The sequence below is a fragment of the Bartonella sp. AP9QHHD genome, from assembly GCF_042195625.1.
Classification (GTDB): domain Bacteria; phylum Pseudomonadota; class Alphaproteobacteria; order Rhizobiales; family Rhizobiaceae; genus Bartonella.
This window is the reverse complement of the sequence record NZ_JBHIOP010000101.1, coordinates 1-26,575: the sequence shown is the minus strand read 5'-3', so window position 1 is coordinate 26,575 and position 26,575 is coordinate 1. Positions and strand designations below refer to the sequence as shown.

The window sequence follows — 26,575 nt, the reverse complement described above, 5'->3', positions numbered from 1 at the left end:
ATGGGTAGATTATTTTCTTTATACATCATTACAGGTTGCTTTTGTTTTATTTCTTTTTCTACATGGTCACATGTTGGGACGCCAGCTACATTCATTGATCAAGTTGACCACGAAACTGTCCAAATTATTGTAACAACGAATACGATTACTGTGGATGCAAATTTTGCTGGTCGTGATCTTTATATTGCTGGTGTTTTAGAAAATATTGATCCGTTATATTCTCGACAGAACCGTTATGATATTGTTGTAAGCTTAGAGGGACAAGATCGGACAATGGTGATGCGAGAAAAAAAACGCAATGCCGGTGTATGGGTCAATACAGATTCTCTTATTTTTAAAAAGGTTCCTCTTTTTTACTCTATGGTCACAACACGTGAAATTGACGATATTACGAGCATTGAAGATTATAAACGCTTAGGGTTAGGATTACTCTATTTGCCATTGCAGACGGATGAACAAGATCAGAAAAAAATACAAACCTTTCGCGATGAACTTATAAAATTGCAAAAAGCTAAAAGCCTTTATTATGAGGAAGTGGGTGGGGTTCGTTTTGGTTCTGACACACTTTTCACAGCGCATTTTCGTTTGCCAGCAAATATCCCGGTTGGACATTATAAAGTTCGTGCTTATCTTTTTCGTGATGGACAGTTTATTGATAGTGCAACAACGACTCTTGAAATTGTTAAAGCACATATCACCTATACAATTTTTTATGCAGCGCACAAGTATCGTTTTTTATACGGTATTGTTGCAGTGATTATTGCTATTACTACAGGATTTTTATGTCGTTTGATTTTTCGAAAAGATTAACGCAAGGAAAATGTTAAGGCTTTTATTTTTTATGAAAAATTCGTAAGATAAGAAAAATAGGCACAACAACAATAGCTCCTGTCATAGTTATATGGAAGAAATTTGTAAGCGTTATAAATCCTGCTTCCCATAGTGATTGAAAAAAATCTACTATTTTTTGTATGAGGTTTCGAGGTGTCCATCCCAAAAAATTCATTACGATGCCAATGAAGAATGAAAGAATAAGCAATTTTAGACTAACGCGGCTTAATTTTTCTCCAAGAAACGCATGAAAAGAATTTAATAATTTTTTTTTCGCTTCATTCTAAGATACTTTCGAAGATCGTGTTTTTTATTGTATTATCATAGTACAGCGATGTTATTATCATAAAGGAAAAACATTTTTTTATTTTTTCTTACTTTTTTGAGTTTATCACCTTAGTCTGGTTAACGGTGCTGGTTTTTGAAATATACACATGTTTTATTGCATTTTTTGCGATATTTTCATGGCGCTTCTTTTGTTAAATGAAGGGATATCCTTTCGTCTCGAGAATTTGTAGAGAAATTTTATAACGTTTCGATGTTTCACATCAGAGTGAGAGTTGTAGTATATTGAAGATTTTGTAACGAACTTATTATTATCGTGTATAGAAATAATATTTCAAGACAGTTTACTTAAAAAAAGACTATCTATTCTAATAAGGGTGTGTTTATATAGGTATTATATTTAGATATTTCAACCTTAGTGCATTGAAAAGATCTTTTTTCTGAAAAAATGTAAGCAATGAATTGAGTGTTGTTAAAGGAGCAAAGATATTAAAAATACGATGTGGAAAAAAGTTTTGTTATGTATGGGTGCGTAAAGGAATATCAGGGGGAGCCCATGCTCCTTTTATTTAGAAATAAAATATAATTTACAAGCTGTTATTTGGCAGAGGATTATGGAAAAATTCAAAATTCCTCTTGTAGGGGGAGGAGGTCATGTCGGTTGATGGGTGAATTTTCCTGTTTTGTTAAAATGTCAAATTGTTAGTAGAGCTCTTTGTTATTAAGGCGCTTAAGCTAACAAAGAAGAGTCTTTTGATGGCATAAAAAGGCGAGAGGAAAGAAGAGACAAGCTTACCCGACAAAAGAGAGAAAATAGTGGTTTTATAGTCTTCAATCGTAGGCGTTATGACATCATGAATAGGCTCTGTTATGGGGGAGCATTCATTGTATGTCAGAGTGTTTGTTGTTGCATGTTTTGGTTTGTCTTGGCTTATAGCCATGGGTAGAAGTCCGTGGTTGGTAAGTGGTGTTGTTTGAAGGTTTTAATAATACTTTGTTTGAGGCGCTTATGGATCATCTAACCTTATTATTAAGCATGTGCTTGTTGTGTGGGAAATTTATATAGTAAACTTTAAAAGGAAAAGTCTATGAACTTGAAGAAAAAAATATTACAAAATAGCAGCTCTCTTGTTTCTGCTTTTATAGCTTTGGCGATGGTTGCACAACAAGTTTCAGCAAAAACACCCGCTGATACCCTTGTGATGGCTTGGAATCTTGATGCAATTAGTACATTTGATCCCGCACAACTTAATGATGTTTATGGAAGTGAAATTGTTCGCAATGTTTGTGATAATTTGGTCAGTACTGCGACAAATGATCCTGCTAAAATGGTTCCCGCTTTAGCAACACATTGGGATGTTTCAGGTGATGATCACAGTACGGTGATTACTTTTCATTTACGTGATGGTTTGAAGTTTAATGATGGTCGATCAGCCAATGCCAATGATCTTCTTTGGAGTATGAAGCGGATTGTCAAATTGAAGATGGGTAATGCGGCAATTTTTAATGAATATGGAATTACAGAGCAAAATGTTGATGATGCTTTGCAAGCCCCAGATAAGAAAACAGTGGTGATGAAATTTGATAAGCCTTATCCAGCAGAGCTCATTCTTAATAATATTGTTGCAAGTCCGGCAACAGCTTTGCTTGATCGTCAGACAATTATGAAGCATGAAAAAGATGGCGATTTTGGAAATCAGTATTTGAAAAGTCATGCTGCTTGTGTTGGTCCTTATCAGTTAAAAAGTTGGCGCTCTGGAGAAGCTCTTTTGTTGCGTGCAAGCTCTCACTATTGGGGACAAGCGCCTAAACTGAAGCAGATTTTAATTCGCCATGTTGCAGAGCCCGGAACACAACGTTTGTTGTTGCAAAAGCACGATATTGATGTTGCTCGTGATTTGACCCCTGAAGATCTTGCAGATCTGCAAAAAACAACAGATGTTAAAATCGAAGAAGTGTTAGAACCATCTATGATGTACTGGGGATTTAACATGACAAATCCTATTTTTGCTAAGGAAAAAGTACGTTTGGCGATGCGTTATCTCATAGATTATGAAGGTCTTGGCAAGAAGCTTCTCAAAGGTGTTGGTGTTCCACGGGCCAGTTTTATTCCTCTTGGCAACTTTGGGGCTTTAGATGAAAAAGAAGGGCAACCCTTTAAACTTGATATTGCAAAAGCCAAGCAGCTTTTAGCAGAAGCTGGTTATCCGAATGGGTTTGAGGCAAATTTTCTCGTATCAAATGCTCCTTATAGGGTGTTGCTTGCTCAGTTACTCCAAGATAGTGCCGCAAAGGCCGGGGTACGTCTTAAAATTGAACGGATGGCCGGTACACAGTTGTTTTCTAAACTTTATGCACGGGCTTTTGATACGATTTTTGTCGGATGGAATAATGATTCTGCGGATCCTCATACTATGGCTTCACGTCTTGTTTATAATCCAGATAATCGGCTTGAGGCAAAAAATACCGCCTATCCTAGTTGGCAATATGGGTATTTGGATGAAACGATGAATCAAAAGGTTCAGGATGCATTGTTTCAAAAAGATCCGCAAAAACGGGCACAACTCTATGCTGATTTACAACGTGAATTGATGCAAAAAGGACCTTATGCGTTTATCTTTCAGAAATATACTGTTATCGCGATGACGCCTGATATCAAAAAGTGGGTTTGGAATAGTGCGCCACATATTTTTTATAGTAAAATTGAAAAATAAGAGTGTCTTCAATGCTGTTCAATAGATAAAGGGCATCGTCATGATATATTCGGCGTATTGTATAAATTTTAAGCTTTGCAATGCGCCGAAGATCATAGGTAATGTGTGATATATTGTTGAATGTCTTTTCAAGACATTCGTTTAAAGATATTTTTCATTCTCATTAGAGGTGTATTTAAGTGGATGTTAAGATCGATATTTCAATTTTTCTGAATTAGAAAGTGGTTAATTTATTTGTTAAAAAACTGAGTATAACATAAAGAAACGAAGTGTAACAAATATCGCCGAATTTAGTGGTGCTAAAGGTGCAAAGGTTTTGCGATGTTGAAGGAAAGTTTTGTTATGGGGGTACACAAGGGATATCAGTTTTTTATGGTGTTTATATTTTCTTTTGCTTTGAAAGATGATGAGATGTCATTTGGAGGGTGTTATTTTACGGGGAGTGATGAAAAAATTAAATTTTCTTTTGAAGAAGGAATAAAAGTCGTTGCATTTGGCAAACTAACGAATTTTTCTGTTTTATCAAATCGTCAAATTGTTATGAAGGCTCGTTGTTATTAAGGTACTTGAGCTAAAAGGGGTAGTGCTTTGATGGTATAGAAAACGCCGGAAGAAATACGAGACAAGCTTGCTTAACAAGATAGAAAAAATACAGGTTTTATAGTCTTCAATAGTAGGCGTTATGATATCGTGATTAAGCTCTGTTGTTGGTGAGCATTCATTGTATATTAGAGTGTTTTCCTTTGTATGTTTTAGTTTGGCTTATAAGTGTAGACAAGAGGAGTCATTGGCAAGAGGTGCTTGTTCTTGAAGATTTTAAAGTTTGGTCTTTAGGAGCCTATCGTTCGTCTAAACTTAAATTAAGCACGTTTTGCTGCATGGAGAATTTATACAATAAACGTTAAAAGGAAAATTCTATGAACGTGAAAAGAAAAATATTGAAAAAGGGCAGTTCTTTTGTTTCTGCTGTTCTTGCAATGGGGATGTTTGTGCAACAAGTTTCAGCAAAAACACCCGCCGATACGCTTGTGATGGCTTGGAATCTCGATCCAATAAATACATTTGACCCTGCACAACTCAATGACCGTTATGGAATTGAAGTGGTTAACAATATTTGTGATAATTTAGTCGTTTCTGCTACAGATGATGCGGCTAAAATGGTTCCCTCGTTAGCGAAGAGCTGGGATGTTTCAAGTGATGATCAGAGTACGGTGATTACTTTTCACTTGCGTGATGGTTTAAAGTTTTATGATGGTCGTCCTGCGAATGCCAATGATCTTGTTTGGGGTATGAAGCGGGTTGTCAAATTGAAATTGTCTAATGCAGCAACATTTAATGAATATGGGATTACAGAACAAAACGTTGATGAGGCTTTTCAAGCACCGGATGACAAAACGGTGGTGATGAAATTTGATAAACCTTATCCAGCAGAGCTCATTCTTAGCAATATTTCCACTAATCGCACTGCTGCCTTGCTGGATCGTGAGACACTCATGAAAAACGAACAAGATGGTGATATGGGAAACCGATATTTGGCCAGTCATTCTGCTTGTGTTGGTCCTTATCAGCTAGAGAGTTGGCGCCCTGGAGAAGGAATTTTGTTGCGTGCAAGCTCCAATTATTGGGGGGAGGTGCCTAAATTGAAGAAGATTTTAATTCGCCATGTCGCGGAGCCTGGAACGCAACGTTTATTATTGGAAAAACACGATATCGATGTTGCACGTAATCTGATGCCAGAGGATTTGGCAGATCTCCAAGCAACAACGGATATTAAAGTTGAAAAAGTTTTGGCGCCCTCCATGATCATATGGGGATTTAATGCGACAAATCCAATTTTTGCCAATGAAAAAGTGCGTTTGGCGATGCGCTATCTTATTGACTATGAAGGACTCGGTAAGACTCTTCTCAAAGATGTTGGTATTCCACGTGCAAGTTTTATTCCTCTTGGTAACCTTGGAGCTTTGGATGAAAAAGAGGGACAACCCTTTAAACTTGATCTCCAAAAAGCAAAGCAACTTTTAACAGAGGCAGGTTATCCGGATGGTTTTGAGGCCAGTATTTTTGCCGGTGCCTCTCCTTATCCTTTTGCTTTGCCTATTGCTCAGTCTCTCCAAGACAATGCAAAAAAAGTTGGAGTACGTTTTAAAATTGAACGTTTTGTAGGTACGCAGTTGTTTTCAAAATTTTATGCGCGTGGTTTTGATACGATTTTTTTCGGATGGAATAATGGCTCTGGGGACCCCCATACAATGGCTTCACGTCTTATTTATAATCCAGATAATCGGCTTGAGGCTAAAAATACAGGCTATGCGAGTTGGTGCCATGGGTATTTGGATGAAACTATGAATCAAAAGGTTCAAGATGCATTGTTTCAAAAAGATCCCAAAAAACGGGCGCAAATGTATGCTGATTTACAACGTGATTTTATGCAGAAAGGGCCTTATGCTTTTATCTATCAGACATATGTTTCTGTAGCGATGACACCTGATGTCAAAAAATGGGTTTGGAATAGTGCACCACGTATTTTTTATAGTGCAATTGAAAAATAAAAAGGTATCAGGTTTATAAAATATAAAAAAACATGGTCATGATATATTTGATGTATTGCAAAGCTCTTTAATACTTTGCAATACGTTGAATTCTATCGGGAATGGATTACCATGTTGTGTAGAGAATTTTGTTTCAAAACATTCTATTGGGAAGAGAGGTTATTTATTTCGATAAATTCTACGTGTATAGATATTAATATTTGATATTTCAATTTATATGTATAAAAAGTAATAAATTTGTTTGTTGCAAAAGACAGGTGTAACGAATAAAGCAAAATTTAGTGTTTCTGAAAAAATGGGGACTTTATAAAATGTTTTGGTGAGAAAAACTGTTGTATGCGGGTACGTGGGGAAACATCAAGCTACTCTTCTCATACCTCAGGTTACATTCCTTATGACTTAAAATATGATAATCTATAGGTTCGAAGCTGTTATTTGATACGGAGTTATAATAAAGTTCGAATTTTCTTCTGAAGAAGGGTGAAAATGGTTACGAAAAAATTTATTCAGGATCATCAAAATATCAAATTGTTTTGAGGCTTTTGAAGCAATTAGAGTAGCGCTTTGATGATACTTTTTAGAAAATCGCAAGAAGAAACTTGAAAAAGAAATCTTTTTAATGAAGCAAGGAAGGATTTTGGTCTGATATGCTCTGAATTATAAGTGCCGTGATGTCGTGTGCTATCGTGCGTGATAGCTTCATTTTAATCAGATCGTTTTGCGTTGCATATGTTCGTTTGTTCTATACGTATTTGGGAGGGAAGGAGCTTTTGAAAAGTGGCTGCTGCTTTTAGAGATTTTGATATTTTACCTCTAGGAGGCGTGTTTTCTAAGCATGATCTTATCATTTTTGCATGTTGTCACATGGGAAGTTATACAATAACCTTAAATCTTAAAAGGAAAATTCTATGAACGGGAAAAGAAAAATATTGAAAAAGGGCAGTTCTTTTGTTTCTGCTGTTCTTGCAATGGGGATGTTTGTGCAACAAGTTTCAGCGAAAACACCTGCCGATACGCTTGTGATGGCTTGGAATCTTGATACAATAAGTACATTTGATCCCGCACAAATCAATGACCGTTATGGTAATGAAGTTCTTGTTAATGTTTGTGATAATTTAGTCGTTTCTGCTACAGATGATGCTGCTAAAATGGTTCCTTCTTTAGCGAAGAGTTGGGATGTTTCAAGTGATGATCAGAGTACGGTGATTACTTTTCACTTGCGTGATGGTTTAAAGTTCAATGATGGTCGTCCTGCGAATGCTAATGATCTTATTTGGAGCATGAAGCGGGTTGTTCAATTGAAGATGGCTACTGCGGCGACATTTAATGAATATGGGATTACAGAACAAAACGTTGATGAGGCTTTTCAAGCACCGGACGACAAAACGGTTGTGATGAAATTTGATAAACCTTATCCAGCAGAGCTCATTCTTAGCCATTTTGCCACTAGTCGTACTCTTGCTTTGCTTGATCGTGAGACACTCATGAAACACGAAAAAAATGGTGATATGGGAAACCGGTATTTGGCAAGCCATTCTGCTTGCGTTGGTCCTTATCAGCTAGAGAGTTGGCGCCCTGGAGAAGGAATTTTGTTGCGTGCAAGCTCCAATTATTGGGGGGAGGCGCCTAAATTGAAGAAGATTTTAATTCGCCATGTTGCGGAACCTGGAACACAACGTTTATTGTTGCAAAAACACGATATCGATGTTGCACGTAATCTGATGCCAGAGGATTTGGCAGATCTCCAAGCAACAACGGATATTAAAGTTGAAAGAGTGTTAGAGCCATCCGTGATCATATGGGGGTTCAATGTGACAAACCCTATTTTTGCCAATGAAAAAGTGCGTTTAGCGATGCGCTATCTTATTGACTATGAAGGACTCGGTAAGACTCTTCTCAAAGATGTTGGTATTCCACGTGCAAGTTTTATTCCTCTTGGTAATCTTGGAGCTTTGGATGAAAAAGAGGGACAACCCTTTAAACTTGATCTCCAAAAAGCAAAGCAACTTTTAACAGAGGCAGGTTATCCGGATGGTTTTGAGGCCAGTATTTTTGCCGGTGCCTCTCCTTATCCTTTTGCTTTGCCTATTGCTCAGTCTCTCCAAGACAATGCAAAAAAGGTGGGGGTACGTTTTAAAATTGAACGCTTCGTAGGCACGCAGTTATTTTCAAAACTATCTGCACGTACTTTTGATACAATTTTTTTCGGATGGAATAATGATTCTGCGGATCCTCATACAATGGCTTCACGTCTTATTTATAATCCAGATAATCGGCTTGAGGCTAAAAATACAGGCTATGCGAGTTGGTGCCATGGGTATTTGGATGAAACTATGAATCAAAAGGTTCAAGATGCATTGTTTCAAAAAGATCCCAAAAAACGGGCGCAAATGTATGCTGATTTACAACGTGATTTTATGCAGAAAGGGCCTTATGCTTTTATCTATCAGACGTATCACACGATAGCGATGACACCTGATGTTAAAAAATGGGTTTGGAATAGTGCACCACGTATTTTTTATAGTGCAATTGAAAAATAAGAAGGTATCAAGTTTATAAAATATAAAAAACAGGGTCATGATATATTTGATGTATTGCAAAGCTCTTTAATACTTTGCAATACATTGAATTCTATCGGGAATGGATTACTATGTTGTGTAGAGAATTTTATTTCAGGAATTCTTATAGAAGATGTGTTTGTTTGGATGTTAGGATTGAATATTTTAACTTCTATTGATACAATTTTCGGATGAAATAATGACTCTAGACATCCCCGTACAACGGCTTCAAGTTTTTTTACAACCCTGATAATCGATTTGAAATTAAAAATATAAACTGTTCTAGCCGGTGTTATGGGTATTTTGATGAAGCTATAAATCAAAAGTTTAAAGATGTGTTGTTTCAAAAAGATTCACAGAAACGGGCGTAAAGAATTGAAAAATGGTAAGTTTGTTTAGTGAAAAAACAGGTGTAACAAATGTGGCAGAATTCACTGTTTCCGAAATAGCAGGGGCTCTAAAGCGTGTTGTTGAAGAAAAGTTTGGTTATGTACGGGTGCGTGGGGAGATATCAGGGTACCGTGGTACTCATGCTTCGGGACATGCTTATTTTGCTTTAAAAGATGATAAGGCACGGTTGGAAGCTGTTATTTGGCGTGGAGTTATGGAAAAGCTCAAATTCCCTCCTGAAGAAGGGATGGAAGTAGTTGCTGTTGGTAAACTTACGACGTATCCAGGGTCATCGAAATATCAAATTGTCATTGAGGCTCTTGAACCAACGGGGGTTGGTGCTTTGATGACACTTCTTGAAAATCGTAAGAAAAAGTTTTTAGAAGAAGGCTTGTTTGATGAAGAAAAGAAAAAACCTTTGCCTTATATGCCTCGAATTTTAGGCGTTGTAACATCACCAACAGGTGCTGTTATTCGTGATATTATTCATCGTATATCCGATCGTTTTCCGTTGCATATTTTGGTTTGGCCTGTACGTGTTCAGGGGGAAACAAGTGGGAGGGAAGTGGCTGTTGCTGTTGAAGGTTTTAATGCTCTTGGTCTAGGTGGACTTATTCCAAAACCTGATCTTATTATTGTTGCACGGGGAGGAGGAAGTTTAGAAGATTTGTGGGGGTTTAATGACGAAGCTGTTGTTCGTGCTGTTTATGAATCTTCTCTTCCTGTTATTTCTGCTATTGGGCATGAAACGGACTGGACCTTGATTGATTATGTGGCTGATTGGCGCGCTCCAACTCCTACCGCCGCAGCAGAACGGGCTGTTCCTGTTAAGCTTGATCTCGAGGTGCTGGTGGCATCGCTTGATGCACGTTTGCGCAAGGGACTCGCGCGTTATTTGGATTTTTATCGACAAAAATTGCGTGCTACTCTACGAGCTCTTCCGACTGCCGATCAACTTTTTGCTTTACCACGGCGTGGTTTGGATGAAACTTCAAGTCGATTGCAGCGTGCTCTTTGTGTAAGCTACGATAAAAAACGTTTTTCTTTTCATGCACTTGGTGTGCGTTTTTCACCGCATTTGTTAAATAGTGAAAAAGCACAACGCAATACAAAGGAATATACGGCACGTCTTCAGCGTGCTTTTGTGCGTAGTGTGGAAAAACAACGTGCTGGGTTAGAGGTAGTATCTAGGCTTTTAAGAAGCACTTCATATCAGAATATTTTGGAGCGCGGTTTTGTTTTGGCTTTGGGGAAAGATCATAAGCCCATTAAACGATTGGTTCAGTTTCCTGAAACAGGGCAAATAAATTTACGCTTTTTTGATGGAGATATCAGTGTTGCAACACAAGAACCTGTTTTTTCTAAACGGTCAAAACACAAGCAGATAAAGTCGCCAAGCGATGATCAAGGAACTCTCTTTTAATACGGTTAATGCCATGCTTGCGGAAGGTCTTCTTAAGGGAGTGGATGAAAAAGTTCGTTGCGCATGGGCTGGAACGGATCCACTTTATTGTGCTTATCATGATACCGAATGGGGAAAGCCTATTTTTGAGGATATTCGTTTGTTTGAGAAAATTTGTCTTGAAGGTTTCCAAGCGGGGCTTTCTTGGTTTACAATTTTAAAAAAACGCTCTTTTTTTCGCGTTGCATTTGATCACTTTGACTTTGAAAAGATTGTTCATTACGATGAGCTAAAGGTGAAAATGTTAATGCAAAATAAAGACATTGTTCGCCATCAAGGAAAAATTCAATCAGTGCTTAATAATGCACTTAGAGCACAAGAAATTATAACAGAGTGGGGAAGTTTGTCCCGCTATTTTTGGTCTTTTCAGCCACCACAATCAGAGCGTTATGAAAAGATAGACTTTCAAACACTGTTGGCTAACCCTATGACACCTGCTTCTCTTCGTCTTTCTCAAGACTTGAAGAGACGTGGCTGGACATTCGTTGGTCCCACAATTTGTTATGCTTTTATGCAGTCCGTAGGGATTGTTAATGATCATCTTGAAGGATGTTTTTGTCGATAAATTGGCAAACTGTCTTTTGTAAGAGTAATGATCAATAGGATAATAATTGAATTATTTAATAAATGTATAGATTATACAATTCCACTGTATAAGATAATTGAAATATACAAACTATACAATATTAATGATTTTCTACTGTTGTTGGCACTAAAAACGATAAAGGTATAATTTTGAGGATGAAAAAACAGATGCCAAAAGAAGTGATACCTTAACTGTTATGTATCTGAAGTGAGATAATGGTAATGTCTTGTATGTTTTAAAGAAACATTTAGTACACCAAAACCCATTTCGCGGTGGCGCCCGTGAATGGTATGACAGTAAATCCATTGTGCACTCCATCTTTACGCTTATGAAGGAGCAAATCGGCACCATCACACACTTTACTAGCTCTCAATGTTGTGCAACAGTCTTTGGCATTTGTAATGGTTGAGAAGAGTTTTTTTTATTTCTGTTAATGACATGACGGTTATAATTAATGAATATTTTATTCATGATTATTGACGAATGCAAAGTGGTTTTTAGATGGGGTGCTGTTGTTGCATTGTTTTACTTTGCTTGTATGACTGTCGGTTTATTTATATGTAGGTCGATTGCTCAATGCTTACCTAGGTAATAAAAATAAAATACAGCGATGAAAAATTGAAGTTAAATGACTCAAGCTGCTTGTGTTAGGTTTTATTATCTGATAACTTTCCTTCACTAGAGAGGAATTTTACTGCGTGTGAGCTCCAGTTTTGGGAGGATACTTAAGCTCAGACAGACTGGTATTCACTGCATTGCTTCGTTGAATCTCTGTATGTTTCCGCTGGAAACGAGAGTTCTATTGCGGTATGTTGTTTTCTGTTCTATTTTTATGGTGGTAAAGCAATGATGCACACTAAAGTTTAGAAGGGTTTATATTCGTTATGTCTTTTGGGGGGGAAGCGTCTAATGAATTTTGTTTTTATCAATGGGGGATGCATTTTAGTGTATATTCTTTTATTGTAAGCTTTATTTCTCAAAAGATAAAGCGTGGAAGGAATGATTCTTCTCATTTTTCCTTTATCTTTGTTAACGCGTTTGGTTTTGTTGGTAAAAACGTAAAACTTTTGACACTTATTTTTCAAAAGATTAAGCAGCTTTTTGTGGGGGATAGCGTTTTAGAAAAGATATTTTCTTATGTCTTTCTGCTGTTCCAGTGTCGTTTTTGTCATGTAGTAAAGATGCGCCGTATCTTGAAACAGTGTTTGAGGGGGATGACTATTTTAAAAGTTTGCATATTTTATTTTAAATGTCGCCTAAAGGAATAGAATAATGAATTCATAAATTTTTGCGTAATGATTTTTTTAAAGCTCACTATTTTTGGGGCGACAAGGCTTATTGATGATTAATAGAGAACTGATATAGTGCATTATCATATGCAAAGAGGTTATGAAAAGAATGTAATACTGGTTAGCAAAACATATATTGCATGTTCGTTATGGTTTATTGAGACGTAAGTCAATGAATTTATCAAGTAGATGACTCTGTGTAGGTGATTAAAAATATAGGCGATTAGAACGTATTTATTCAATGTTATAATTATAAATTTGCTATATTATTTCAGCGTCATTAATTGATAAAAATAAATAAAGGGAAAAGTTTATGAACCTGAAGAAAACAATATTGAAAAGTAGCAGCTCTCTTGTTGCTGCTCTTATGGCTTTGGGCGTAGTTGTACAACAGGTTTCAGCAAAAACACCCGCTGATACCCTTGTGATGGCTTGGAATCTTGATGCAATCAGTACGTTTGATCCCGCACAACTTAATGATGTTTATGGAAGTGAAATTATTTACAATATTTGTGATAATTTGGTCAGTACTGCGACAGATGATCCTGCTAAAATGGTTCCCGCTTTAGCAACACATTGGGATGTTTCAGGTGATGATCACAGTACGGTGATTACTTTTCATTTACGTGATGGTTTGAAGTTTAATGATGGCAGATCAGCCAATGCCAATGATCTTGTTTGGGGTATGAAGCGGATTGTCAAATTGAAGATGGGTAATGCGGCAATTTTTAATGAATATGGAATTACAGAACAAAATGTTGATGATGCTTTGCAAGCTCCCGATGAGAAAACGGTTGTGATGAAATTTGATAAGCCTTATCCAGCAGAGCTCATTCTTAATAATATTGTTGCGAGTCGTGCAACAGCTTTGCTTGATCGTAAGACGATTATGAAACACGAAAAAGATGGCGATTTTGGAAATCAGTATTTGAAAGGTCATGCTGCTTGTGTTGGTCCTTATCAGTTAAAAAGTTGGCGCCCTGGAGAAGCTCTTTTGTTGCGTGCAAGCTCTCACTATTGGGGACAAGCGCCTAAACTGAAGCAGATTTTAATTCGCCATGTTGCAGAGCCCGGAACACAACGTTTGTTGTTGCAAAAACATGATATTGATGTTGCTCGTAATTTGACACCTGAAGATCTTGCAGATCTGCAAAAAACAACAGATGTTAAAGTTGAAAGAGTGTTAGTGCCAACTATGATGTACTGGGGATTCAATACGACGAATCCTATTTTTGCTAAGGAAAAAGTACGTTTGGCGATGCGTTATCTCATAGATTATGAAGGTCTTGGCAAGAAGCTTCTCAAAGGGATTGGTATCCCACGGGCCAGTTTTATTCCTCTTGGCAACTTTGGGGCTTTGGATGAAAAAGAGGGGCAACCCTTTAAACTTGATATTGCAAAAGCCAAGCAGCTTTTAGCAGAAGCTGGTTATCCGAATGGATTTGAGGCAAATTTTCTCGTGTCAAACACTCCTTATACTTTGTTACTTGCTCAGTCACTCCAGGATAGTGCTGCACAGGCGGGCGTACGTCTTAAAATTGAACGTGTAGCAGGTACACAGTTATTTTCAAAAGTGGATGCTCGAGCTTTTGATACGGCTTTTATCGGATGGAATAATGATTCTGCGGATCCTCATACCATGGCTTCACGTCTTATTTTCAATCCAGATAATCGTTTTGAGGCTAGAAATACAGCCTATCCTAGTTGGAAGCATGGGTATTTGGATGAAACGATGAATCAAAAAGTTGAAGAAGCGTTGTTTCAAAAAAATCCGCAAAAACGAGCGCAACTCTATGCTGATTTACAACGTGAATTAATGCAAAAAGGACCTTATGCGTTTATCTTTCAACAATATAGCGTTGTCGCGATGACGCCTGATGTCAAAAAATGGGTTTGGAATAGTGCACCGCGTATTTTTTATAGTAAAATTGAAAAATAAGTGTGTCTTTTTAGTGTTATCAAAGCTAAAAAGAGCTTAATCATAATTGCATGATGAAAATATTCTCCCATATAAAGCTCTTCAGTTTTTTTAGGATGAAACTGTGAGGGATGTTTGTGTAGTAGCAGTATATAATTAAGATCGTTTATAGGGAGCGATGAATATAGAAAGTTATATTGGGGAGGATCTTTGTTTATGGTTATAGATTCTCTGCATCCCGAATATAGACTGATGTATAAGAAAATTATTTTGTAGATGCTTAGTTTGATTAAATGAAATTGATGTCTAATGCTATGCTATTTAAGCAAAATCACAATCACTTTGTGTGAAAAGGTAGAAGAATACAAAAGGAAGAGATAAAATGGGAAAACAAAGAATATTGAAAAAAATTTCTATTTTATTAAGCTCAATCATTTTTTTTAATGGGGCTGTAACAACGGCATTCAGTGCCTCATCTAAAGATATATTGGTAATGGCATGGAATATTGATTCAATTAGTAGTTTTGATCCAGCGCAAACTGTTGAGGTTGTGACGAGTGAGTTATTAACGAATATTTGCAGCGCGTTAGTGCAATATGATGAGCATGATCCTACAAAAATTCGCCCTGCTATGGCAAAATCTTGGGACGTTTTAGACAATGGCAAAAGAATAGTCTTTCATCTTCGTGATGATTTAAAGTTTAATGATGGAAGGATGGCTACAGCGCAAGATTTGGTATGGTCGATGCGACGGATTATTAAATTAGGATTAAGCTATGCTCAATCTTTAATGGATTATGGGTTTACCAAAAACAATATTGAAACAAATATTCAGGCTCTTGATGATAAGACTTTACAATTAAAATTAGATAAACCCTATCCTATTCAGCTCATATTGACTGTTATTGGACAATCTTATGCTTCTGCTTTGCTTGATCGGAAAACAATTGAAGCACAGAGTATTAACGGTGATATGGGGAATAAATATTTAGCAACACATACAGCTTGTGTTGGACCTTATAAATTGGTGAGCTGGTCTCCAGGAGATAAAGTTGTGTTAGAGGCGACACAACATTATTGGGGCGATGTGCCTAAAATTAAGCAGATTGTTGTGCAGCATGTAGCGGATTCATCAAGTCAAAGACTTCTTTTGGAAAAAGGTGATGTGGATATAGTGCGTGATCTTTCTTCAGAGGATATTTTAGATCTTGAAAAAAAAGGAGGCCCAGTCAAAATTAGTCGTGTTTTGCGTCCGCAGATTATTTACTTATCGTTAAATAATAAGAATGCAATTTTTGCGAATGAAAAGGTCAGATTGGCACTTCGTTATTTGGTTGATTATGAAGGTCTTGGAAAAACTGTTTTGAAAGGGATTGCTATTCCTCGGGCAACTTATATGTCTTTAGGTGTTCCAGGTGCTTTAGATGAAAAAGAAGGTTTGCCTTTTCAGTTGGATTTGAAAAAAGCAAAACAACTGATTACTGAAGCTGGTTATCCTAATGGGTTTAAAGCTAATCTTTTAGTTGGAAGCCTTAGTTATATGTCGTCTGTTGCACAGTCTATTCAAGCCAATGCACGCAAAATTGGTGTTGAGCTTACAATTGAAAAAATGGCACAAAATCAATTGTTGAGCCGTGTACGTGGTGGAAATTATGATACTGCTATTATGGGGTGGGGGAGTGCCGATCCTGATGGACATCCTGCTTCATTAAATCACGTGTTTAACCCTGATCCAACATTTACAAAAAAGCACAATATGTATTTAGCTTGGCGCGCTGGGTATTATGATGAAAATATTAATAACATGGTGATGGATGCTTTGTTTGAGAAAGACCCCAATAAGCGTATCATGCAATATCGTACTTTACAGCATTATGTGCTAGAGCATGGTCCTATGGTTTATTTATTTCAGACATATTATACCGTTGGTATGGGGCCTGATGTCAAAAAATGGATTTGGAACAGTTATAGACTTTATTACAATGAAGCAGAAAAATAAAAAGAAGCATGTTATAGAAAAGGATTGTAGAACATGCTTAATAAGAGATTGTTTTGTTATATAAAAAAGTATTTGCTTTATGTTTTGTCGCTACAGAGGGGATTTTTATAATGGTTTTGCCACTTTCAGAGACTGAAAGAGCTGTATCAGAAAAGCAGAAAAAATTATTTTTATGGGATTTTTTATGCAAAGGATTGAAACTTCTTATTTCAGTTTTTATCACATTGCTTGGGTTGGTGACGATCACTTTTTTTCTTGGTCATCTTCTTCCTCTAGATCCGGTTCTGTCTATTCTTGGTGATAATATCAGTCAGGAAGCTTATGATGCAATGTATTATAAGCTGGGTCTTGATAAGCCGTTGATTGTCCAATATTGGAAGTATCTTCATAATGTATTTTTGTTTGACTTTGGAGATGCTTTAACTTCTGGGCGACCTGTTCTAGCCGATATTATGCGTGTGTTTCCTGCAACATTAGAGCTTGCAACCGTTGCTATTGTTATTGGCACAAGTCTTGGAATTCCATTTGGTGTTTTTGCAGCAATGTATCGCGATTCATTTATTGATTATGTTGTCCGTGTTTTTACACTTGTAAGTTATTCTACTCCAACATTTTGGCTCGGATTAATGGCGTTGTTAATATTTTACGCCAAGCTTGGCTGGGTTGGTGGCCCAGGACGACTTGATTTTCTTTATGAATATTCTTTTGAACCAAAAACAGGATTTTTCCTTTGGGATACTGCAAGCCAAGGACAATGGGAGGCTTTTGGTAATGTTTTTAGTCACGTTATTATGCCTGCTTTGATCTTGGCTTTCGGTGCTATGGCTTATATTAGCCGTATGACTCGTGGGTTTATGATTGAGCAGCTTAATCAGGAATATATCATTACTGCACGTGTAAAGGGATTATCGTGGGCGCGAACCGTTTGGGGGCATGCCTTTCGAAATGCTGCTGTTCAAATTATTACCGTTGTTGCACTTTCTTATGCTTTTTTATTAGAAGGGGCTGTTTTAACGGAGACAGTTTTTGCTTGGCCTGGTTTTGGACATTACTTGACAAATGCTCTTTTAGCCGGAGATATGAATGCAGTTGTAGGATGTACTTTACTTGTAGGATTTATCTTTGTCGCCATTAATTTATTTTCTGATTTGCTTTATCGCATTTTTGATCCAAGGACACGTTGAATATGACAGTAAGTAATCATCATAAATCGCAATCATCATCTTCTTTGGGTAGTTGGTTAAACGATCCTGTTCCAAACTCCATAATTCAAGCGAACATACAAAGAATTTATCACGCACTGGCTAAGTTTTTTCATAACTTTTCGGCTGTATTCGGTCTGCTTATTATTTGTATTATTATCATATGTGCATTTTTTGCTCCTTGGATTGCTACGCATGATTTTCTTAGCAATGATCTGGGGCATCGGTTGCAGCCACCCTCTATGGCGCATTATTTTGGAACAGATGAATTGGGACGTGATATTTTTAGTCGCCTTGTTTTTGGTTCCCGTATTACTCTTTATGTTGTTTTTCTTACAACAGTTATTGTAGGTCCAATAGGGCTTATTGTTGGAACTGTATCTGGTTATATGGGCGGATGGGTTGATACTGTGCTCATGCGCATTGTCGATATTTTTCTTGCTTTTCCAGGTTTGATTTTAGCTCTTGCATTTTCAGCCGCATTGGGACCAGGGATTGAAAATGCTTCTATTGCAATTTCAATTGCAGCATGGCCACCAATTGCACGTTTAGCACGTGCTGAGACTTTGACAATACGTTCTTCTGATTATGTTTCTGTAGTTCGCCTGCAAGGGGCCTCTGCTTGGCGAATTATTTTGTTTCATGTTGCGCCCATGTGTATTCCTTCAGTGATTGTACGATTAACTTTGGATATGTCTGGAATTATTTTAACGGCTGCTGGTCTTGGTTTTTTAGGGTTGGGAGCTCAACTTCCAAGTCCTGAATGGGGTGCGATGCTTTCTTCAGGGCGGGAATTTATGATGACAAATTGGTGGTTGGCGGCAATACCAGGCTGTGCAATATTATTTGCAAGTCTTGCTTTCAACCTTTTAGGTGATGGTCTTCGTGATGTATTGGATCCACGCAATGGGTAATAAATTATTAGAAGTAGAAGATTTACGTATTTCTTTTCCTACAACGCGCGGCATTTCAGAAGTTGTGCGTGGCGTTAGTTTTTCTGTTGGAAAAGAAAAAATTGGAATTGTTGGTGAATCCGGATCTGGAAAATCGATGACTGGGCGCGCAATACTAAGATTGAGTCCAAAAGCAGCCATTGTTAAAGCTAAAAAAATGCGCTTTGAGGATGTTGATTTATTGGCCGCAAGTGAACCTCAGATGCGAAAAATCCGTGGGAAACGTATTTCAATGATTTTACAGGATCCCAAATATTCACTTAATCCATTAATACGGATCGGGGAACAGATTATGGAGGCTTACCGTATTCATTACCGTGTTTCAAAAGCTGAAGCGAGGGAGCGCACCATATCTATGTTAGAATCTGTTCATATTCGTGATCCTGAACATGTGATGCGTCTCTTTCCTCATGAAATATCTGGGGGGATGGGGCAGCGCGTGATGATTGCAATGATGCTCATTCCAAAACCTGATTTAATTATTGCTGATGAGCCAACATCTGCACTTGATATTACGGTCAGACGACAAGTTTTATCTGTATTAGATGAACTTGTGACAAAATCTGGAACGGGACTTATTTTCATTAGTCATGATTTAAATATGATTGCTGATTTTTGTGATCGTATTTTGGTGATGTATGCGGGCCGTGTCTTAGAAGAGTTGCCTGCTTCTGATTTGTCTCACGCTTGTCATCCTTATACAAAGGCGTTGCTCGCGAGTTTGCCACGGCTTGATAATCCAGTTGATATTTTGGCTGTTCCTGAGCGTGATCCTGATTGGTTGTATAATCCTACGATTGTTAATGGCGTTGAGGAGGTTCCTCATGACAAATTGTGAGAATATTATTGATGTTTCTAATTTATCTGTAACTTTTGGGCACAGGCATAAGGCAGTAACAGTTGTTAAAAATGTTAATTTTCATATTAAGCGTGGTGAAGCTTATGGTTTGATTGGTGAATCCGGATGTGGAAAGTCAACTATTTTGAATACATTGGTGGGGCTTATTCCAGATTATAGTGGAAAATTCCTTTTTGCTGGACAAGAAGTTGAAAAGAAAAGAAGTAAGGATTTTTTACGCTGTATTCAAATGGTTTTTCAAGATCCTTATGCTTCGCTGCATCCAAGAAAAATGGTCCATACGGTTCTTTCTGAATCGCTCAAAATCCATGGAATGGATAATCAAAGAGAGCGGGTGGAGGATGCTTTAGATTCCGTTGGTTTAGATTCTTCATTTCTTTATCGTTATCCTCATGAGTTGTCTGGAGGGCAGCGTCAGCGTATTGCTCTTGCACGTGCTTTAATTATTGAGCCAGAGGTGTTGTTGCTTGATGAGCCAACATCTGCATTGGATGTGTCGGTACAGGCTGAAATTTTAAACTTGTTGAAATCACTGCGCGTGAGAAAAAAGCTTACTTATTTAATGGTATCCCATGATCTTGCTGTTGTTGCACATATTTGTGAACGTGTTGGAATTATGCATAAAGGGATTATTCTTGAAGAGCTTAGCAATGATGAATTGCGTAATCTACATGCGCAACACGATTATACAAAGGAGTTTTTTGAAGCAAGTATAGAGCCTATTGTCCATAGAGAGCAAAGAGCATGATCAATTTTACAGAAGAGAAAATGCAATTTTATTTGTTTTGAAGTTTCTGGAGATGTTTGGCGGCATTGTTAAGAGGGAAGGGGATAATAGGATTTTTTCAGTATGAATTTTCTGGGCAGTGTTTGAGCTGTAATATTTTAAATCCTATTAGAACTTCCATTTTGAAATATATGAGTGACTTATAACATACATCCCTTTGTTTGATATTATTGCATTATTTTTTACTTATCATTTTATGTTCAAAAGTTTTATTTTGGAATTTTAAGCATTAAATTCGTGAGAAATAACAAACGATAGTAATGTTGTATTTTCTAGAAAAGCTTCTCATTATTTTACAATATCATTTTGTTTTTGGTTGTTCTCTTTTTTACAGTTTTATTCTTTATAAAAAGAATTTTTTGTAAAAAACATCCAATGGTCAATGACTGTCTTCAAATATTTCGCTGTTCTCTATTTAAAAAAGCGCTTAAAAACAGCTTATAATAAACCAAAAAGGCAGCAATATGCTGCCTTTTTGTTAAATTGAATAGGCTATTTTTACAGTCTTGATTTAAAACTGATAGAGTATTCCTCCTGAAAAGCTTGCACCACTTATACCAGTTTTTGAAGCTTTTGTTGATAGCTGACATCACCATGAAGGGAGAGGTTAGCGGACAATTGTGGGCCACCTTCAACGAAACTTCCCGAGGGGTCACATTTATAATACTTATCAATATGGAATGTCTGATCATCACCAAAGGTTTTGATTAAGTTTACTTTTCCATAGAAAGACATAGGACGGCTGTTTTCAGTGGCAATGGTTTTTGTCAAACGTCCACCAACACGGGATTATCCATTGAGAAGGATTTTGCATCTTAATGGTCAGATTATCAGCATCTTTAATGGTATCAAACATCAAATGTTGATAGGCAAGCTGTGCCTGCGGTTCGAATGTTACGCCTTGGATACCCGTTGCAAATTGTTTGCTAACAGTTGTGGAGATCGCCAACATTTTTGCATTTTTCAATTTTGTGGTTGTACTAATGAGGGCATTGGTGATCTTTCTCTTTAGGAATCCATAGGATAAACAGCGTATCAAGATAGAAACCACTGTCACGCTGTTTACTGCCATAGGCGGTGAGTGAAATGACCATTTATTCAATATGCTCTTACTTGCTGTCTTGCATATTCTTTGGAGTGCAAAGAGAGTTGTCCATAGGTTTCTATAAGACCAAAATGTGTTGTAGATATTTTTCCCTTCTAGCGCGACAAAGTTAACACCTCCTTGTAGAGAAGCATAACGAAGATGAGCACTGCTATAACCATATCTACTAGAAGTACTACTTATCAAAAAATAAGCTTCCTGTTTTTCCATAGGTATATAAGAAAAAGCCATTCCGTTTGTCTTATTCTTTCCTTAAGACAAATGTCGCATATTGGTTAACAGTTGCATTTTGCTTAGCCATATTGGTCAATCCAGCGTACAAGAGAGCATTGGGGCTTGATCAAATAGTTTGTATTTATGGCACGATGGTTTTTACTTTTGAGTCGCTATCAAGCAGTACTGGTTGTAAGCGAAAATCCCAGAAATTTTTATTTTCTCCTAAAAGGTTTTGTTCAGCATTTGTTTTACTGTGGTTTGATTTTGGTCCATAAGCTTTCAGTATATATTTATAAGGTGAACCACTTATTGTGATATAGTCCTGTGCAAGTTTGAAAGAGTTTTGATTTACTTTCCCAAAAACTTGAATGAGTGAAAGACCACGTGCACTGGTAAGAGCAGAAGCGTCTGCTTTAATATTGTTCTTTTCTAAATGTCCAGTGATATAAACCAGTGTAGTACCTGAAACATCACCGTGAATCAGAAGATGGTCAGCTTTTTGTTTGTTTATGGCAGCACTATCACTCCATTCGACGTTGAAATGAATTTCTGCTTTTCCTGTAGCATTGTAGACTTTTTTAGTATTTGGTCTGCCAGATCCTATGTGCAACGTGTGATAATGATTTTCAGTTGGCTCTTCAAAAACAATAGAGCTGTTATTGATGTTAAGGACAGAAATATCAGAACGTGCTCTTTGAGCAATATCAAGCAGTTTTTTGTTCTGGCTTTTTTTATTTGTGCTTGTTTTCAATGTCCATTTCGTATTGTTTTGCAAATCAAAGACTGTTTTGAATTTTTTTTCAGTGCTCACTTTGCCGTCTAAGATGGAGCGATCGGCGTTTAGTGTAAAAGTGAAATCATTTTTTTTCGTTGAAGCTTCGGTTACTAATAAAACATTGGCACGGATTTCTGAATTTTTGAGATTGGCTTTACCAATTGATTCATTTGCATTAATTCCAGTACCGTTTTTAATATGAAGTTTTGTATTGGTTAAATTGATTTCTGATGTTCTATTGTTCTTAGACTTTTCAAATGCGATACCTCTATCTTCTGCTGTGGCAGAAACATTTGTTACATCAATATGTCCATTATTATTTACAACAAATGCACTATTTTCGGCAATTATTGTCCCTCCACTCATTTTGATTGTGCTGCCATTTTCTGAATAAAGTCCGATCTCAGCATTTTTAATCGTTGTATGGCCATATAATTCAACTAAACTGCCAACATCTTGGCTTTCCGCACCGAATCCGTTATTATCTGCTGTTATTAGAGTAACATTCGTGGCTTTAATATGTCCGCCGTTTCCGGCAAATAATGCAGTAGTTTTACCTTGTACTGTTCCTCCCGTTATGGTGATGGTGGATTTTGAATCTTTTGCATAGAGCCCACTGTCATCAGATGATGTAATTTGAGCATTGTCAGTTAAAGTAATAGTACTGCCGTTTATAGCAGATACTGCTGCACCTTTTGCGTTAAATGATCCTCCAGAAACTGTTATTTGAGAACCATTATCTGAAATTATGCTATTGATTGCTTGCGGAACGGTTACATTTTCTAAAGTAATGGCACTTCTTCTTGCAATTATTGCATTGATTAGTAGTGCATTATCCTTACGATTTAATATCGTTACATCTTTCAGTTTGTTATTGCTCTTGTTTTTTAACAAGTGAACGCCTGCTTCGGAAGCAGTAATGGTTCCTCCGATCATTTTGATTGTGCTATCGTTTTGCGCATCAATTCCGATTTTAACGTCACTGATCGTTGTATTGCCAAGCAATTCAATCACACTGTTAGAGCCAGAGGCAGCTGCACCAGCAGCTACACCACTGCCATTATTAGTTGCTTTTAAAGCAACATTTGTAACCGTAATATGGCCACCTATGTCTGCTTCTAAGGCTGTATATTTTCCTGTCACGTTTCCTGTTGTCATTGTAATTGTGGATTTTGAGTCTCGTGCATAGAGGCCTGCTTCATCATGTGACGTAATTTGAGCATTGTCCGTTAAGGTGATACTGCTACCGTTTTGAGCACATATTGTTGCATAGCTTGAATCAAATGATCCTCCAGAGATTGTTATGTTAGAACGATTATTTGCAATTACGCTGTTGCCTGTTTGAGTCACTTTTACATTTTTTAAAGTGAGACCACTTTCTTTCTCTAGAAGAATTCCTTTGCCTGAATTTTTATCTTTACCGGTTGATATTATTACATTTTCTAGTTTACTTTCGGCGCTCTTACTGTTCACGAAGCCAACACCAGTTTTAGAAGTTGTAATAGTCCCCCCAATCATTTTAATTACGCCACCGTTACTTGCCACAAGCCCAACACCAGCATTCTTAATCGTTGTATTGCCATATAATTCAATCATACTATTAGCGCTATTGACTCCTGCGCCTATTATAGGAACATCAGTGACCTTGCCCCCATGTTCATTTGTTGTTAGAGCAACATCCGTGACCTTAATATGTCCACCGTTTTCTGCGACCAACGCTAATTCTCCGGTTACTGTTCCTCCCGTCATTGTGATGGTAGAATGTAAACCATTTGTGTAGAGTCCTTTGCTATTCGATGATGTTGATGTAACTTGAACGTTACCTTTTTTATTGCTGGTTAAAGTAATGTTGCTGCCGTTTCCAGCGTATACCCCTACGTTTTTGCCCTCAAATAATCCTCCAGAAACCGTTACTTTAGAATGATTATTTGCAACTATGCCACTTTTTGCCTGCGTAACTGTTACATTTTCTAAAGTGACGTTGCTTTCCTTGTCGGCACCTATTCCTGTGATTTTAGGCTCTTTATGGTTACTGCCCGATATTTTCACATTTTCTAGCTTGTTTCCATTGCTCTTACTATTATAGAAACCAGCGCCGGTTGCAGAAGCTGTAATGGTCCCTCCGATCATTTTAATCATTCCACTGTTTTGTGCATGAAGACCGATTACAGCATTCTTAATTGTTGTATTCCCATGCAATTCAATCACGCTGTTCGGACCGCCGGCGACAACTGTTCCGATTTTATCATTCGTCGCAGTTAACGCAACATCCGTGACCTTGATATGTCCACCGTTTTCTGCAACCAACGCCATTTTTTCTGTGATTACGCTTCCTCCCGTCATTTCGATTGTGGTTTCTGAATCTGTTGCATGGAGTCCAGTGCCATGAGATGATGTAGTTTGAACATTGTTAGTTAGAGTTACGCGACTGCCATTGTAAGCAGATATTGCTGCCTTTGTGGCATCAAATGATCCTCCCAATATCGTGATTTCAGATTTATTATTTGCTGTAACGCTATTCGTTGCCTTAGTCACTTTTACATTTTCTAAAGTGACTTCACTGTCTTTGTCTGCAAATATTGCAAAAGTTAGTGGAGCTTTGCCTTTGCCACTTGATATTATTATATCTTTTAGCTTGTTTTCAGCATTCTTACTGTTCAAGAATTTAGTGCCAGTGTTGGAAACTGTGATAGTTCCCCCAGTCATTTTCAGTGTAGCACCATCCTTTGCTTCAAGACCGAAGAAAATGCTAAAACCAGTTCCTTTAATGGTTGTACCATCCAGTAATTCAATCGCAGTGTTAGAACCTTCAGCTGTTATAGCGTGCGCATTTGTGCCTATGTTGGTGTTTGTTTTTTTGTTTCCGATTATCGTCAAATGCTTGCCGATAATTTGACCACCTTTTTTTGCGTGAATAATTTCGTAGGTTTCGTTGGAAACTTCTTTTTTATTTTCTGAAATTTCAAGATTTTTAGCTTGTGCATTAAGATTGATACCAGAAAGTACAACTGCCACAATTGCTGTGCAGGATAGAAGAAATTTTTTAGGCATCAGTCTACTCCTTTTAAAGCCCCCAACATTCATTTTCCTGCTAACTTCATAAGCAGAAGTGGAAATAGATATTGCTTTTATTTTAATAACACAGCACTTTGATATTTTGTTTTGCTTTTTTTGTCAAATTTAAAGTTGTATTTATGTTTAATTATGTAATATTAAATTTATTTCATAATGTATTTTTATATAATTATATTTTAAAAATAAGTTTTTTATTAATGGTACATATTATTTTATATCAATATTCATTTATTTTAATATTTCTTGATGTATAATTAAAGAAATACAGTTATATAAAATAAAGTAAAAAATATAATATAAATAAGAATAGTAGTGTTTTTAATATTTTATATTTAGTGGAAAAAGGTGAAATTAGAGTGGATATGTGATAATTGATTGTTCTTACCTACATTATGTATCGAATGAGTTTTTGACAGCAAAAATGAGAGAAGGCTTTAATAGAGCGTTGAGGGTTCTTTGAGTGCTCAGTGTCTTCTTTGAACGAATGAAATATAAAAATATACAGAATCCGCTGATAAGCCACAATTTCCGAAAGGCTACATACTATACAAAACTCCGTTGGATGTAGTTTGACATTAGGTTTTGTACTAAGTGGGAAGAGGTGAGATTAGTTAGAAATACGTGATAATTTATTGTTTTTATGGTTATTTTTTACCATTAAATGCGCGTTTTGTAAAATGGCATGGGGCAAGGACCATCCCGTTTTAACAAGCGCCATTATCAAAACCATTGCCGCCCTGATGGCTTTTAACATTGCTCTACGTGTGTTGCGCTTTACCATGACTGGCGCACACGTCTTGGTTTATTTTGGTGCTGATACCACCACCATCACCAAATGGAAAAATATCATTGCTGCTGCTTTTGATTTCTCTCAAACTTGGCAAAAGTTTAAACAAGAGCTTAGCGCTGTTGTCGAGTGGTTTGGCAATTTGTGGGAGGGCGTTAAACAAAGCTTTTCCAACTTTTGGCAATGGTTGAAGAGTTTTTTTACACAGGAAAAGCTCTCGGAGAGTGCCAAGGCT

General features: G+C 37.1%; 18 protein-coding genes and 1 pseudogene. 14 read left to right on the top strand and 5 right to left on the bottom strand.

Annotated features, from left to right (window positions below; translation table 11 throughout):
• Positions 1 to 810: a TIGR02186 family protein gene (locus tag ACFIK4_RS08935; RefSeq protein ID WP_375613504.1), complete on the top strand. Its 810-nt coding sequence runs from the start codon at positions 1 to 3 to the stop codon at positions 808 to 810.
• Between the two features lie 22 nt (positions 811 to 832).
• On the opposite strand, the gene ACFIK4_RS08930 is transcribed toward ACFIK4_RS08935, so the two are convergent.
• Both ACFIK4_RS08930 and ACFIK4_RS08925 read right to left on the bottom strand, forming a co-directional pair.
• Entirely contained in the window at positions 833 to 1,039 is a 207-nt protein-coding gene (locus ACFIK4_RS08930; RefSeq protein ID WP_375664630.1) for a DUF6460 domain-containing protein, read from the bottom strand.
• A 763-nt stretch (positions 1,040 to 1,802) separates the two neighbouring features.
• A complete protein-coding gene (locus tag ACFIK4_RS08925) occupies positions 1,803 to 2,057 on the bottom strand; it encodes a hypothetical protein (RefSeq protein WP_375613506.1) in 255 nt (84 codons plus the stop codon).
• A 147-nt stretch (positions 2,058 to 2,204) separates the two neighbouring features.
• Between ACFIK4_RS08925 and ACFIK4_RS08920 the strand changes: the two genes are divergently transcribed.
• From ACFIK4_RS08920 to ACFIK4_RS08865, 12 genes are all read left to right on the top strand, one after another.
• A complete protein-coding gene (locus ACFIK4_RS08920; RefSeq protein ID WP_375675783.1) occupies positions 2,205 to 3,830 on the top strand; it encodes an ABC transporter substrate-binding protein in 1,626 nt (541 codons plus the stop codon).
• Positions 3,831 to 4,202: 372 nt separating this feature from the next.
• Positions 4,203 to 4,391 (top strand): hypothetical protein, encoded by a 189-nt coding sequence (locus ACFIK4_RS08915; RefSeq protein ID WP_375613875.1) that lies wholly within the window; start codon positions 4,203 to 4,205, stop codon positions 4,389 to 4,391.
• Between the two features lie 356 nt (positions 4,392 to 4,747).
• Positions 4,748 to 6,379, top strand: a complete 1,632-nt coding sequence (locus ACFIK4_RS08910) for an ABC transporter substrate-binding protein (RefSeq protein WP_375675782.1) — start codon at positions 4,748 to 4,750, stop codon at positions 6,377 to 6,379.
• Positions 6,380 to 7,287: 908 nt separating this feature from the next.
• A complete protein-coding gene (locus ACFIK4_RS08905; protein WP_375638547.1) occupies positions 7,288 to 8,919 on the top strand; it encodes an ABC transporter substrate-binding protein in 1,632 nt (543 codons plus the stop codon).
• Between the two features lie 400 nt (positions 8,920 to 9,319).
• On the top strand, positions 9,320 to 10,750 hold the full coding sequence (xseA, locus tag ACFIK4_RS08900; protein WP_375675781.1) for an exodeoxyribonuclease VII large subunit: 1,431 nt from the start codon (positions 9,320 to 9,322) through the stop codon (positions 10,748 to 10,750).
• Positions 10,728 to 11,354, top strand: a complete 627-nt coding sequence (locus ACFIK4_RS08895) for a DNA-3-methyladenine glycosylase I (RefSeq protein ID WP_375638551.1) — start codon at positions 10,728 to 10,730, stop codon at positions 11,352 to 11,354. Before xseA ends, ACFIK4_RS08895 begins: the two co-directional genes overlap by 23 nt.
• 1,623 nt (positions 11,355 to 12,977) lie before the next feature.
• On the top strand, positions 12,978 to 14,603 hold the full coding sequence (locus tag ACFIK4_RS08890; protein ID WP_375675780.1) for an ABC transporter substrate-binding protein: 1,626 nt from the start codon (positions 12,978 to 12,980) through the stop codon (positions 14,601 to 14,603).
• A gap of 361 nt (positions 14,604 to 14,964) precedes the next feature.
• Positions 14,965 to 16,581: an ABC transporter substrate-binding protein gene (locus ACFIK4_RS08885; RefSeq protein WP_375612275.1), complete on the top strand. Its 1,617-nt coding sequence runs from the start codon at positions 14,965 to 14,967 to the stop codon at positions 16,579 to 16,581.
• Between the two features lie 110 nt (positions 16,582 to 16,691).
• The gene (locus ACFIK4_RS08880) at positions 16,692 to 17,765 is read left to right on the top strand and encodes an ABC transporter permease (RefSeq protein WP_375613823.1); all 1,074 of its coding nucleotides are present in this window, start codon (positions 16,692 to 16,694) and stop codon (positions 17,763 to 17,765) included.
• A gap of 2 nt (positions 17,766 to 17,767) precedes the next feature.
• Entirely contained in the window at positions 17,768 to 18,697 is a 930-nt protein-coding gene (locus ACFIK4_RS08875) for an ABC transporter permease (RefSeq protein ID WP_273790732.1), read from the top strand.
• Complete coding sequence (locus ACFIK4_RS08870; protein ID WP_273790733.1) at positions 18,690 to 19,574, top strand: ABC transporter ATP-binding protein; 885 nt, start codon at positions 18,690 to 18,692, stop codon at positions 19,572 to 19,574. The genes ACFIK4_RS08875 and ACFIK4_RS08870 overlap by 8 nt, the downstream gene beginning before the upstream one ends.
• Positions 19,561 to 20,343 (top strand): ABC transporter ATP-binding protein, encoded by a 783-nt coding sequence (locus tag ACFIK4_RS08865; protein ID WP_273790734.1) that lies wholly within the window; start codon positions 19,561 to 19,563, stop codon positions 20,341 to 20,343. Before ACFIK4_RS08870 ends, ACFIK4_RS08865 begins: the two co-directional genes overlap by 14 nt.
• A 591-nt stretch (positions 20,344 to 20,934) precedes the next feature.
• Here ACFIK4_RS08865 and ACFIK4_RS08860 read toward each other — a convergent pair.
• The 3 genes from ACFIK4_RS08860 to ACFIK4_RS08850 all read right to left on the bottom strand — a co-directional run bounded on the left by ACFIK4_RS08860 (position 20,935) and on the right by ACFIK4_RS08850 (position 25,529).
• Positions 20,935 to 21,153 (bottom strand): hypothetical protein, encoded by a 219-nt coding sequence (locus ACFIK4_RS08860; protein WP_375612277.1) that lies wholly within the window; start codon positions 21,151 to 21,153, stop codon positions 20,935 to 20,937.
• Positions 21,131 to 21,718 carry an autotransporter outer membrane beta-barrel domain-containing protein gene (locus tag ACFIK4_RS08855; protein ID WP_375628227.1) on the bottom strand — a complete coding sequence of 196 codons (588 nt, stop codon included), beginning with the start codon at positions 21,716 to 21,718 and terminating at the stop codon, positions 21,131 to 21,133. Before ACFIK4_RS08855 ends, ACFIK4_RS08860 begins: the two co-directional genes overlap by 23 nt.
• 124 nt (positions 21,719 to 21,842) lie before the next feature.
• Positions 21,843 to 25,529: a right-handed parallel beta-helix repeat-containing protein gene (locus ACFIK4_RS08850; RefSeq protein ID WP_375675779.1), complete on the bottom strand. Its 3,687-nt coding sequence runs from the start codon at positions 25,527 to 25,529 to the stop codon at positions 21,843 to 21,845.
• A gap of 701 nt (positions 25,530 to 26,230) precedes the next feature.
• Here ACFIK4_RS08850 and ACFIK4_RS08845 point away from each other — a divergent pair.
• Positions 26,231 to 26,575: pseudogene (locus tag ACFIK4_RS08845) on the top strand (hypothetical protein); the annotation flags it as partial.

Excerpts from the sequence above, each read along its gene's own strand:
- ACFIK4_RS08935 (WP_375613504.1), top strand. The coding sequence starts at position 1 with ATGGGTAGATTATTTTCTTTATACATCATTACAGGTTGCTTTTGTTTT.
- ACFIK4_RS08925 (WP_375613506.1), bottom strand. The coding sequence starts at position 2,057 with ATGGCTATAAGCCAAGACAAACCAAAACATGCAACAACAAACACTCTG.
- ACFIK4_RS08920 (WP_375675783.1), top strand. The coding sequence starts at position 2,205 with ATGAACTTGAAGAAAAAAATATTACAAAATAGCAGCTCTCTTGTTTCT.
- ACFIK4_RS08915 (WP_375613875.1), top strand. The coding sequence starts at position 4,203 with ATGGTGTTTATATTTTCTTTTGCTTTGAAAGATGATGAGATGTCATTT.
- ACFIK4_RS08910 (WP_375675782.1), top strand. The coding sequence starts at position 4,748 with ATGAACGTGAAAAGAAAAATATTGAAAAAGGGCAGTTCTTTTGTTTCT.
- ACFIK4_RS08905 (WP_375638547.1), top strand. The coding sequence starts at position 7,288 with ATGAACGGGAAAAGAAAAATATTGAAAAAGGGCAGTTCTTTTGTTTCT.
- xseA (WP_375675781.1), top strand. The coding sequence starts at position 9,320 with ATGGTAAGTTTGTTTAGTGAAAAAACAGGTGTAACAAATGTGGCAGAA.
- ACFIK4_RS08895 (WP_375638551.1), top strand. The coding sequence starts at position 10,728 with ATGATCAAGGAACTCTCTTTTAATACGGTTAATGCCATGCTTGCGGAA.
- ACFIK4_RS08890 (WP_375675780.1), top strand. The coding sequence starts at position 12,978 with ATGAACCTGAAGAAAACAATATTGAAAAGTAGCAGCTCTCTTGTTGCT.
- ACFIK4_RS08885 (WP_375612275.1), top strand. The coding sequence starts at position 14,965 with ATGGGAAAACAAAGAATATTGAAAAAAATTTCTATTTTATTAAGCTCA.
- ACFIK4_RS08880 (WP_375613823.1), top strand. The coding sequence starts at position 16,692 with ATGGTTTTGCCACTTTCAGAGACTGAAAGAGCTGTATCAGAAAAGCAG.
- ACFIK4_RS08875 (WP_273790732.1), top strand. The coding sequence starts at position 17,768 with ATGACAGTAAGTAATCATCATAAATCGCAATCATCATCTTCTTTGGGT.
- ACFIK4_RS08870 (WP_273790733.1), top strand. The coding sequence starts at position 18,690 with ATGGGTAATAAATTATTAGAAGTAGAAGATTTACGTATTTCTTTTCCT.
- ACFIK4_RS08865 (WP_273790734.1), top strand. The coding sequence starts at position 19,561 with ATGACAAATTGTGAGAATATTATTGATGTTTCTAATTTATCTGTAACT.
- ACFIK4_RS08855 (WP_375628227.1), bottom strand. The coding sequence starts at position 21,718 with ATGGCTTTTTCTTATATACCTATGGAAAAACAGGAAGCTTATTTTTTG.
- ACFIK4_RS08850 (WP_375675779.1), bottom strand. The coding sequence starts at position 25,529 with ATGCCTAAAAAATTTCTTCTATCCTGCACAGCAATTGTGGCAGTTGTA.